Source organism: Bacteroides sp. CAG:633 (assembly GCF_000435115.1).
Taxonomy (GTDB): Bacteria; Bacteroidota; Bacteroidia; order Bacteroidales; family Bacteroidaceae; genus Bacteroides; species Bacteroides ndongoniae.
In genome coordinates, this window is sequence record NZ_FR883051.1 from 13,264 (window position 1) to 16,257 (window position 2,994).

5 protein-coding genes are annotated in these 2,994 nt (G+C 56.9%); 3 read left to right on the top strand and 2 right to left on the bottom strand.

The window, feature by feature from the left end; genetic code table 11:
* A partial coding sequence (dgt, locus tag QVP67_RS06660) for a dGTP triphosphohydrolase (protein WP_288179983.1) occupies positions 1-535 on the bottom strand: 535 nt, incomplete at its 3' end.
* Positions 536-724: 189 nt separating this feature from the next.
* On the opposite strand from dgt, the gene QVP67_RS06665 reads away from it, so the two are divergent.
* Positions 725-922 carry a hypothetical protein gene (locus QVP67_RS06665; RefSeq protein WP_288179981.1) on the top strand — a complete coding sequence of 66 codons (198 nt, stop codon included), beginning with the start codon at positions 725-727 and terminating at the stop codon, positions 920-922.
* Between the two features lie 32 nt (positions 923-954).
* Here the strand turns inward: QVP67_RS06665 and QVP67_RS06670 are convergent, their stop codons facing one another.
* Positions 955-1,131 (bottom strand): hypothetical protein, encoded by a 177-nt coding sequence (locus QVP67_RS06670; protein ID WP_022162792.1) that lies wholly within the window; start codon positions 1,129-1,131, stop codon positions 955-957.
* A 121-nt stretch (positions 1,132-1,252) separates the two neighbouring features.
* Between QVP67_RS06670 and dut the strand changes: the two genes are divergently transcribed.
* Both dut and QVP67_RS06680 read left to right on the top strand, forming a co-directional pair.
* Positions 1,253-1,687: a dUTP diphosphatase gene (dut, locus tag QVP67_RS06675; protein ID WP_288179984.1), complete on the top strand. Its 435-nt coding sequence runs from the start codon at positions 1,253-1,255 to the stop codon at positions 1,685-1,687.
* A gap of 14 nt (positions 1,688-1,701) precedes the next feature.
* The coding region (locus QVP67_RS06680; protein ID WP_288179982.1) for a tetratricopeptide repeat protein at positions 1,702-2,994 on the top strand (1,293 nt) is incomplete at its 3' end.

Sequence of the window (2,994 nt, forward strand, 5' to 3'; positions counted from 1 at the left end):
AGGTCAGCACGAAGCCGCCGCGGCGGCGACCTTCGAACTGGTGGGTGAGCAGGCGGAAGGCGTTGGCGTTGCCTTCGAAGTGCGTCAGGTCGCTCCACTCGGCGTCGGTTAGACGGTCGCGCAGAGCCAGTCCGCCGCCTTCGGAAAAGAAGGTGGAGATGGCACGTTCGCCCGAGTGACCGAAGGGCGGATTGCCCAGGTCGTGCGCCAGGCAGGCGGCAGAGACGATGGAACCGATTTCGGCCAGGAAGGTTTCGTGCAGTTCGGGCTGGCTGGCCAGCAGGGCACGTGCCACGTCGTTGCCCAGCGAGCGTCCTACGCACGACACTTCGAGACTGTGCGTCAGTCGGTTGTGCACGAAGATGCTGCCCGGCAGGGGGAATACCTGCGTCTTGTTCTGCAACCGCCGGAAGGGGGCGGAGAAGATGAGTCGGTCGTAGTCGCGCTGAAATTCCGAGCGGTTCTCGGGATGCTCGGAGTGATATTCTTCCAGTCCGAAGCGCTTGGCGGAGAGGAGTTGGTTCCAGTTCATCATGTTGCGTTCCTTATGTTTTACCGTCTGCAAATGTATCACTATTTTCCGACAGAAAAAATGCTTCCTTTCATTTTGACACTTTGTCGCGCCGGTCGCCTCAGAATCGCGTTTTTCGTCCGGAGGTGCGGCGCACTGGCTGTTTTCGAAGCGGGAACTGCTTATCTGCCTGTCGGATAGTCTGGTAGCGAAATGCTTACAAATATTCTGGAAGCGAAAGGTGCTTCCCACCTTCGTTCAGTGCCCTCTTCGCATCCGTCGTCTGCTTTCTTCCCGAGCCGCACAAGCAATCCGGTCGAGCCACACAAGCATTTCAGCCGAGCCGGACAAGCGTTGCTCTCCTTCCGCACAAGCATTCCGGCGCAGTGTAGCATCGTTTCCGACGCATAGGTATGCACAATCCGGCTCTTTTTCGTGTATATTCATGCCCTTTTCTGCATATCGGCTGCTTCCGGTTTCCCTGCTTTGCAGGTTTTGTTGGAAGGTGTTGTTGCTGAAACGGGCGTTTTTCTGTCTTTTTGCTTGCTTTTGGTCTGGATTTTCGTCAGATTGATTTCTGGAACTCGGCCTTTGCCCGCGGCTTCGAACGTGTTTCTCATTATTTAACTGCAAAATTGTGTCCGTTTGCTTCAAAATCTGTATTTTTGCCCGTTAAAACAAGGCCTGCTTTTCGTCGTCATCCGTCGGTAGGGCAGGCGCCAAATACCGAACAAGAATATGCTGAACGTACAGATTATCAATAAATCGAAGCATCCGCTTCCGGCTTATGCCACTTCGCTCTCGGCGGGAATGGACATCCGCGCCAATCTGACAGAACCCATCACGCTGGCTCCCATGCAGCGCTGCCTGGTACCCACAGGGCTTTACATCGCCTTGCCTGCGGGCTTCGAGGCGCAAATTCGCCCGCGTAGCGGACTGGCCTTGAAGAAGGGCATCACTGTGCTCAACTCGCCCGGCACCATCGATGCCGACTATCGCGGCGAGGTCTGTATCATCCTCGTCAACCTGTCGGCCGAGTCTTTCGTCATCGAAGACGGCGAACGCATCGCCCAGATGGTGATAGCCCGCCACGAGCAGGCCGTGTGGCAGGAAGTGGAAGTGTTGGACGAAACAGAACGTGGAGCCGGAGGTTTCGGCCACACGGGCAAAAACTAACGAACAAACGTAGCATGAAACTCGGAATAAAAATATTGCTCGCGCTCTGGATGAGCGCCCTGTGCATGACTTCCTATGCCGCCGTCGTAGGCGGACTGCCCGGCGGACCGGTGGCATCGGCTGCCATCGCAGGTGCTCACACCACTGCCAACAAGAAGAAGCCCGACGCCCAAAAGCCGAAGAAGAAGCGCAACAAGCAGAAGCGTCAGGCCGAAGCCGCTCCCGTGCCCCAACTCACCGAGGAGCAGCAGCGCAAGTTCGACTACTACTTCCTCGAAGCCATCCGCCTGAAGCAGGCGGGCGACTACGATGCTGCCTTCGACCTGTTGCAACACAGTCTTGCCATCAATCCGCACGACGCTTCGGCCCTGTACGAGTTGGCTCAGTATTACCTCTACCTGAAGCAACCCGCCCGTGCCACGACCACCATCGAACAGGCCGTAGCTGCCGACCCCGACAATTACTGGTACGCTCAGGCCTTGTCGCAGCTCTACCTGCAGCAGAACGAGGCCGAAAAGGCAACCGTCCTGCTCGAAGATATGGTGCAGCGCTTTTCCACCCGTATCGACCCTCTGTACAGCCTGCTCGAAATCTACAACCAGCAGGAAGACTACGACCGGGTGCTCGACGTGCTGAACCTGCTCGAACAGCGCATGGGCAAGAACGAACAGCTCAGCCTTGAGAAGTTCCGCATCTATCTGCGCAAGGGCGATAACAAGCGCGCTTTCGGCGAGATGGAGAACCTCGTGGCCGAATATCCCCAGGATCTGCGCTACCGCGTTGTACTGGGCGACGTCTACTTGCAGAACGGCAAGAAAGACGAAGCCTACGACATCTACCAGCAGGTGCTTGCCGAAGAACCCGACAACGCCATGGCCATGTACTCGCTGGCAAGCTATTACGAAGAAACGGGTCAGGATTCCCTCTACCAGCAGCAACTCGACTCCCTGCTGCTCAACCGCAAGGTGACGCCCGACATCAAGTCCAACATCATGCGCCAGCTCATCATCCGCAACGAGCAGGCCGACGGCGACAGTCTGCGCATCATCACCCTCTTCGACCGCATCATGCAGCAAGACCCCGACGAGCCCGATCTGCCCATGCTCTATGCACAGTACCTCCTGTCGAAAGGCATGAACCAACAGTCGCTCCCCGTGCTCAGACGCGTGCTCGATATCGATCCTACCAACACGGCTGCCCGTATGACACTTTTGGGCGAAGCCGTACGGCAGAACGACAATAAAGCTGTGGTCGACCTCTGCGAGGCCGGAGTAGAATCCAATCCCGATATGCTCGAATTCTACTTC

Bases quoted from the DNA above. Each gene is read 5' to 3' on its own strand.
- QVP67_RS06665 (WP_288179981.1), top strand. From the start codon at position 725: ATGCTTACAAATATTCTGGAAGCGAAAGGTGCTTCCCACCTTCGTTCA.
- QVP67_RS06670 (WP_022162792.1), bottom strand. From the start codon at position 1,131: ATGAGAAACACGTTCGAAGCCGCGGGCAAAGGCCGAGTTCCAGAAATC.